Consider the following 7,533-nt stretch of genomic DNA (forward strand, 5'->3'; position numbering starts at 1 on the left):
GGCGCGCGAGCTCGTCGGCGCCCACTGACCCGGGGGGCGAAGGCCACGGCTCGACCGGCCCCCGCACGCCGTGCCGGGTTCCACCGATGCCGCCGGAGCGCCACTGTTAGGTTCGGTCCGGCTGAACCCGACAGGAGGACCATGAGCAGCATCGTTTCCTACGAACTCGCCGAATCCGTCGCGACCATCACCCTCGACGACGGCAAGGTCAACGTACTGGGCCCTGACATGCAGTCCGCCATCAACGACGCACTCGACCGCGCCGAGTCCGACTCCGCCAAGGCGGTGGTGCTGGCGGGCAACTCCCGGGTGTTCAGCGGCGGGTTCGATCTGGCGGTGTTCCAGTCCGGCGACGCCGCGGCCGCGCTGGGCATGCTGGCGGGGGGATTCGAGCTGTCCGTGCGGACGCTGACGTTCCCTGTCCCGGTCATCGTCGCCGCGACCGGCCCGGCCATCGCCATGGGGTCGTTCCTGCTGCTGTCGGCCGACCACCGGGTGGGCGCCCCCAAGTCGCGCTGCCAGGCCATCGAGGTCGCGATCGGCATGACCATCCCGATCTCGGCGATCGAGATCATGCGGTTGCGGCTGACCCCCGCGGCCTTCCAGCGCGGGACGTCGCTGGCGGCGACCTACGTCGGCCAGGAGGCGATCACCGCCGGCTGGCTCGACGAGATCGTCGAGGCCGATCAGGTCCTCGGCCGGGCACAGCAGGTGGCCCAGGAAGCCGCCACGACGCTGCACGCCGGCGCGCACCTGGCCACCAAACTGAAGGCACGCGAGTCCGCACTGGCTGCGATCAAGGCCGGAATCGACGGCCTGGCAACTGAGTTCACACTCAGCTAGCCCAGCGGAGCAGACGGCGGCTCCCCCGTGAACGCGGGGCGGGCCGCCGTCTGCGTTTCATCGGCATTACGGGCGTGAGTTCGATCTAACGGTTTCGTATTCCATCGCTAACCAGTAGGCAACACCCCGGGCATGTAATCGAATCAGCCGAAAGCCGTTCTCGGCATCGCCGGCATCGTCGCCGCACCTCGTGAAGCTATTTCGCCATTCGATGAAACCTGGGAGCCTCCATGACTTTTGACGACACAATCGCCGAGAACATCAAGAACTCGCTCGCCGAGATCCCGCACCCGGCCCTGCCGAAGGGGTCGAACATCTACGGCGGAACGAAGATCTTCCCGGACTACAAGGCCGAGAACGGCGAGAGCTACTTCACGCTCGTGCACGGCATCGCCCATGAGTCCTCGGTCAGTTTCGTCGCGGTGCTGCAGGCGACCCGCGCACTGCGGAAGGGCTTCGAGTCCGCCATCTACTTCTACGGCCCCGGAGCGATCAACTGCCTTGCCACCAGGGGATTTCCGACCACCGGCGACTCCGGTTTCCCGGGCGAACAGAACATCAACGATGCGCTGGGCGCATTCATCGGCGAGGGCGGCACGGTGTTCTGCTGCCGGTTCGGCCTGGCGCTGCACGGCGGCCGTGAGGAAGATCTGATCGAGGGCGTCATCCCCGCTCACCCGCTCGACGTTCAGGACGCCCTCATCCACTACGCCCGCAAGGGCGCGATCATCAACTCGACCTACATGGTCTGAGGCCGGACGGGATTGCGCGCATGACAACACTCGCCGCGGTCGCGGCCAACTTCACCAGGGACCTCGAACAGAACTACGCGTTGATCGCCTCGCTGACCGACGAGGCCAGAGACCGCGGCGTCGACTTCCTCGTCCTTCCCGAGGCCGCGCTCGGCGGTTACCTGTCCTCGCTGGGCAACCACGGCGACACCGTCAAGACCACCGCCAAGTCGTTGCCGCCGGCCATCCGGCTCGACGGACCCGAACTCGCCCGGGTGCGCGAGATCGTCGGCGACCTGATCGTGGCGATCGGCTTCTGCGAACTCGACGACGACGGCGAGACCCGCTACAACGCCGCGGCGGTGCTCGACGGTGGAACCGTCTACGGGTCCTACCGCAAGGTGCATCAGCCCCTCGGTGAGGGCATGTCCTATTCGGCGGGCTCGGGCTACGGGGTGTTCGACACCCCGATCGGCCGGGTCGGCCTGCAGATCTGCTACGACAAGGCGTTTCCCGAAGCCGCGCGGATCATGGCGCTCGAGGGCGCCCAGGTCATCGCCAGCCTGTCGGCCTGGCCGGCGGCCCGTACCGCCACCGCGGAGAACCTCCAGGACGATCGCTGGACCTACCGGTTCAACCTGTTCGACACCGCCCGCGCGTTGGACAACCAGGTGTTCTGGGTCGCCTCCAACCAGAGCGGCACCTTCGGCTCGCTGCGCTACGTCGGCAACGCGAAGGTCGTCGACCCGGGCGGAAACATTTTGGCGACAACACTTCTCGACAGCGGCATGGCGGTGGCCGAGGTCGACATCGACCAGACCTTCCGCACCATGCGCGCCGGGATGTTCCATCTGCGCGACCGCCGGCCCGACGTCTACGGCCCGGTCGCCGACGTCGAATTCGACACCGCGGCGGGTTGGCGGGAACTCGCACATGCCTGAGATGACCTTCGACGTCCGCTGGCCCGACGGCACCGCGCAGCAGTGCTACTCGCCGAGCCTGGTCATGCACGACTATCTGCGCCCGGACACCGACTACACGGTGGCCGAGTTCGTCGAACGCTCCGGGCGCGCACTGGCCGAGGCCAGTGCGCGGGTACGTGCCAAGTTCGGCTTCGCGTGCACGTCGGCGGCGGCCACCGCCGAACAGATCCAGCTCGCCGCGGCCCGGTACCCGTCCGACGCCGTCATCCACATCGTCGCCATGCAGCCACCGTTGGAGACCCGATGACCACGACCACGCACATCCCGGTCGCGATCGTCGGGGGCGGGCAGGCCGGCCTGTCGGTCAGCTGGTACCTGAGCCGCGCCGGGGTCGACCACGTGGTGCTCGAGGCACACACCCCGGTCCACGCATGGTCCGACAGCCGTTGGGACAACTTCACTCTCGTCACGCCCAACTGGCACTGCCGGCTGCCCGGGTACAGCTACGACGGGCCCGACCCCGACGGCTTCATGACCCGTGACGAGGTGGTGCGATGGCTGTCCGGCTGGCTGGACACCTTCACCGCCCCGATCCGTACCCACACCCGCGTCACCCGGCTGCGCAACGCGACCACCGGCGGGTTCGAGCTGACCCTGGACACCCCTGACGGCGACGAGACACTGACCGCCGAACACGTGGTGGTCGCCACCGGCGGCTACCCGCTGCCGGTGATGCCCGCGTTCGCCGGTTCCCTGGCCCCCTCGATCACCCAGCTGCACTCCGAGCAGTACCGCAACCCCGGGCAACTACCCGACGGTGCGGTGCTCGTCGTCGGGACCGGCCAGTCCGGTGCCCAGATCGCCGAGGACCTGCATCTGGCCGGCCGGCAGGTGCACCTAGCGGTCGGCAACGCCCCCCGGGTGGCCCGGTTCTACCGCGGGAGGGACTGCATGACGTGGCTGGCCGACATGGGCCTCTACGACAAGCCGGCCGCCGAATATCCCGGCGGCAAGGCCGCCATCGAGAAGACCAACCACTACGTCACCGGCCGGGACGGCGGGCGCGACATCGACCTGCGGCGCTTCGCCGCCGAGGGGATGCGGCTCTACGGCGCGCTCACCGACGGGAAGGACACCTCCCTGACGTTCGCCCCGAGCCTGCGCAGCGCGCTCGACCATGCCGATTCGGTGTACAACTCGATCTGCGCCGACATCGACGCCCACATCGAGCGGGTCGGCATCACCGCCGAACCCGCCACCCGCTACACACCGGTCTGGGAACCCGGATCCGAGCCCACCACACTGGATCTGGCCGCCGAGGGGGTCAGCACCATCGTCTGGGCGATCGGATACCGCCCCGACTACCGGTGGATCGAGGCCAGTGCGTTCGACGGCGCCGGACGGCCCATGCAGAACCGCGGAATCACCTCGGTCACCGGGCTGAGCTTCGTCGGGCTGCCGTGGATGCACACCTGGGGTTCGGGCCGGTTCCTGGGCATCGACCGCGACGCGCAGCACATCGCCGCGACAATCATCAGCAGCTACCACGAATCGGTGCTGCGACTGGCCGTCGGAGGCTGACCCGAGGTGGGCCGCCAGTCGTTCTCCCGCATCATCACCGCCCGGGCTGCCGCCGAGCCCGACACGGTGGTGGCGGTCGACGACACCGATTCGCTGACCGCCGCCGAGCTGGACACCCGCAGCAACCGGCTGGCGCGTGAGCTCATCGCCCGCGGGGTGCGCCGCGACGACCTGGTGACGATCTGTCTGCCGACCGGCGTGGAGTTCGTGGTGGCGGCGGTGGCGGTGTGGAAGGCCGGCGCCACACCGCATCCGGTGCCCCCCGCACTGGCGCACACCGAACGCGCCGAACTGGAGCGCCTCGGCCGCCCGGCACTGGCCATCGGCGAACCACCGGCCGACCCGGCCGTCGCCCACCTGCCGCGCGGCTCCACCGCCCGACGCTCGGCCGCGCCACTGCCGGATGCGTGGTCGAACTGCTGGAAGGCGCCGGTCTCGTCGGGCAGCACCGGGCGCCCCAAGATCGTCAAAGCCGCTGCCGCGGCACTGCTGGATCCCGGCGAGGCCGTCGCACCCTTCCTGCCGCGGGTGGCGGTGCAACTGGTCACCGGCCCGCTGTGGCATTCCGCATCGTTCACCTACGCCTTCCGCGGGCTGCTGACCGGTCACCGGCTGGTGCTGGCCGAACCGTTCGACGAAGACCGCTTCTGTGAGCTCGTCGACCGCCACCAGGTGAGCTGGACCCTGTTGTCCCCGGACATGATCCACCGCCTGGTGCGGGTGGCCGGCCGCAGCGAGGTCGCGACGCTGCGCACCGTGCTGCACCTGGGGGCGCGCTGCGCCGCGGCCGACAAGCGCGCGCTGATCGACTGGCTGGGTCCCGACCGGGTCACCGAGGTCTACGCGGGAAGTGAGTCCAACGGTCTGACCATGATCACCGGCCGGCAGTGGCTGGACAAGCCGGGAAGCGTGGGAAAACCTCTGGGCGGTACCGAGATACGCATCCTGCGGGCCGACGGATCCGATGCCCCGATCGGCGAGGTGGGACAGGTCTGGATGCGCCGCGGCCGGCCCACCTACAGCTACCTGGGTGCGCCGTCGCGGCGCACCGCCGACGGCTGGGACAGCATCGGCGACCTGGGTACCGTCGACGCCGACGGCTACCTGACCATCGTCGAGCGGTCCGACGACGTCATCGTCCGGTCCGGCGTCACGATCTACCCGTCCCGGGTGGAGCACGTCCTGGAGGCCCACCCGGCAGCGCGGGCGGCGGTGGTCTTCGCCGACGGCGCCGAGCTGGCCGCCGTCGTGGAGGTCGGGGCCGGGCACGACACCGAGGCGATCACCGCAGCCGTCCGGCGCCTGGCCGCCGGCCGGTTGTCCGGCGCCGAGATTCCAACGCGGATCCATCTGACCTGCAATCGGATTCGCAACCAAGCAGGCAAGGTCCGGCGCAGCACCTTCCGAGCACCGTCCGCACCCCATCGAACCGGCCGGGACCGTTCGGCCGTGATCGGAGAACCATGACACCCTCGACCTCGACCCGGGTGGACCTCGCGCTGTTGGGGATCCGCGGCCGCCCCCCGGTGAGCCGAACCGCCGGCGCCGGCCCCAGCGACGACGGCCACCTGCTCATCGACGGCCTCAACGCCGCGATCCCCCGCAATCCGGCGAGCCCGTTCTCGTTCGACGGCCAGAAGGTGCTCTACGACGGACACGACACCGGGCTGGACGTGCAGGTGATCGACCGGCCGAGGTTCTACGACCTGCACACCGCCGAGGGCGTGCCCTACGAGAAACTGGCCCGCCTGCACGGCCGCAGTGTGCTGGCCACCACCGTGGTGCAGACCTGCATCCGCTACGCGGCCGACCAACGGTGCCGGTTCTGTTCGATCGAGGAGTCGCTGCGCGCCGGCGCCACCACCGCGGTCAAGAGGCCGGCCGAACTGGCCGAGGTGGCCGCCGCCGCGGTGCGGCTCGACGGCATCACCCAGATGGTGATGACCACCGGAACGTCGGCCGGCAGCGACCGCGGCGCGCGCCATCTGGCCCGGTGTGCCGCCGCGGTCCGGGCAGTGGTGCCCGGGCTGCCGATCCAGGTCCAGTGCGAGCCGCCGGCCGATCTGACCGTGCTGACCGAACTGCGCGATGCCGGAGCCGATTCCATCGGCATCCACGTGGAGTCGCTCGACGATCGGGTGCGGCGGCGCTGGATGCCCGGAAAGGCGAGCGTGCCGCTGTCGGCCTATCGGGCCGCGTGGGCCGAGGCGGTGCGGGTGTTCGGCCGCAACCAGGTTTCGACCTACCTGCTGGTCGGCCTCGGCGAAGACCCCGAGGAGATGATCGCCGGGGCCCGCGAGCTGATCGACATGGGGGTGTATCCGTTCGTGGTGCCCTTCCGGCCCCATCCCGGCACGCTGGCCGTCGAGGTGGACGGCGCAGCGGCACCCGAGGCCGCCGTCGTCGAGAAGGTGTCCCGGGAGGTCGCCGCGCACCTGCGGCTGGCCGGGATGGCCGGCTCCGATCAGCGGGCCGGGTGCGCGGCCTGCGGCGCGTGCGGCGTGCTGCAGAACATGGGCGGGTGAACTGCCGTGCTCTTCCAGGCCATCTCGCCGCATCGAGGCGAACTGTCCATCCTGGCCGGGACACGGCCACCCGCCGGCGGACCGTTTCTGATCCACCCGGCCGACGAGCCGGAACTGCGCAGTTACCGGCGGCTGCGCCGCGCGTCGTTCGTCGTCGAGCAGGGCATGTTCGCCGGCACCGACCGCGACGATCTCGACGACGATCCCCGCACCGTGGTGCTGGTGGCCGCCGACGACGAGTCCGGCGCGGTGCTCGGCGGGGTGCGGCTGGCCCCGGTCTGCTCCCCGGACATCGGGTGGTGGACCGGCAGCCGGCTGGTGGCCGACCCGGCGGCCCGCGCCGCCGGCATCGGTCCCGCGCTCATCCGCGCGGCCTGCGCGTACGTGGAGAACGCGGGGGCACTGCGCTTCGAGGCGACGGTGCAGGACCGCTACGTGCCGATGTTCCGCGGGCTGGGCTGGACGGACGCCGGCCAGTGCGTGGTGGCCGACCGGGCACACCACCGGATGCGCTGGCCGCTGGACGCCGTCCAGCGCACGGCCACCGCGACCAAAGCCTTCCTGGGCGAGGTGCTCGACCCGCTGCGCGCCGTGCCGGGTGGCCTCGGTCCGGCGGGTTTCGTCGGCGACGACGGGGTGCCGGTACCCGGCGGTGACGTGGTCGCGGCGTGCGACGCGATCATCCCCTCCATGGTCGAACGCGACCCGGAGTGGGCGGGCTGGTGTTCGGTGCTGGTCAACGTCAACGACCTCGCTGCGATGGGCGCCACCGCGACCGGTCTGCTGGACGCGGTCGGCGCCCCGAACCGGTCGCTGCTGACCCGCATCGTGCGCGGGGTGGCCCGGGCGTCGCAAGCCTGGCAGGTCCCGGTGCTCGGCGGCCACACCCAGCTCGGCGTCCCGGCCTCGCTGGCGGTGACCGCGCTGGGC

At 70.6% G+C, this 7,533-nt stretch carries 8 protein-coding genes; all 8 read left to right on the top strand.

All coding sequences use genetic code 11. The features are described 5' to 3' along the window. Positions 1-141 precede the first annotated feature (141 nt). Entirely contained in the window at positions 142-843 is a 702-nt protein-coding gene (locus ACXAID_RS25940; protein WP_475025050.1) for a crotonase/enoyl-CoA hydratase family protein, read from the top strand. 230 nt (positions 844-1,073) lie between these two features. Further along, positions 1,074-1,595: an MSMEG_0572/Sll0783 family nitrogen starvation response protein gene (locus tag ACXAID_RS25945; RefSeq protein WP_475025051.1), complete on the top strand. Its 522-nt coding sequence runs from the start codon at positions 1,074-1,076 to the stop codon at positions 1,593-1,595. Between the two features lie 20 nt (positions 1,596-1,615). Then, positions 1,616-2,515: a carbon-nitrogen hydrolase family protein gene (locus ACXAID_RS25950; RefSeq protein ID WP_475025052.1), complete on the top strand. Its 900-nt coding sequence runs from the start codon at positions 1,616-1,618 to the stop codon at positions 2,513-2,515. Next, entirely contained in the window at positions 2,508-2,804 is a 297-nt protein-coding gene (locus tag ACXAID_RS25955; protein WP_475025053.1) for an MSMEG_0570 family nitrogen starvation response protein, read from the top strand. Before ACXAID_RS25950 ends, ACXAID_RS25955 begins: the two co-directional genes overlap by 8 nt. After that, complete coding sequence (locus ACXAID_RS25960) at positions 2,801-4,078, top strand: MSMEG_0569 family flavin-dependent oxidoreductase (RefSeq protein WP_475025054.1); 1,278 nt, start codon at positions 2,801-2,803, stop codon at positions 4,076-4,078. The genes ACXAID_RS25955 and ACXAID_RS25960 overlap by 4 nt, the downstream gene beginning before the upstream one ends. 6 nt (positions 4,079-4,084) lie before the next feature. After that, positions 4,085-5,545, top strand: a complete 1,461-nt coding sequence (locus tag ACXAID_RS25965; RefSeq protein WP_475025055.1) for an AMP-binding protein — start codon at positions 4,085-4,087, stop codon at positions 5,543-5,545. After that, positions 5,542-6,603, top strand: a complete 1,062-nt coding sequence (locus ACXAID_RS25970) for an MSMEG_0568 family radical SAM protein (protein WP_475025056.1) — start codon at positions 5,542-5,544, stop codon at positions 6,601-6,603. Before ACXAID_RS25965 ends, ACXAID_RS25970 begins: the two co-directional genes overlap by 4 nt. Positions 6,604-6,609: 6 nt before the next feature. After that, positions 6,610-7,533: MSMEG_0567/Sll0786 family nitrogen starvation N-acetyltransferase (locus ACXAID_RS25975; RefSeq protein WP_475025057.1), on the top strand; the 924-nt coding region annotated here is incomplete at its 3' end.

Source organism: Mycobacterium sp. ABE4_509, from assembly GCF_056160785.1.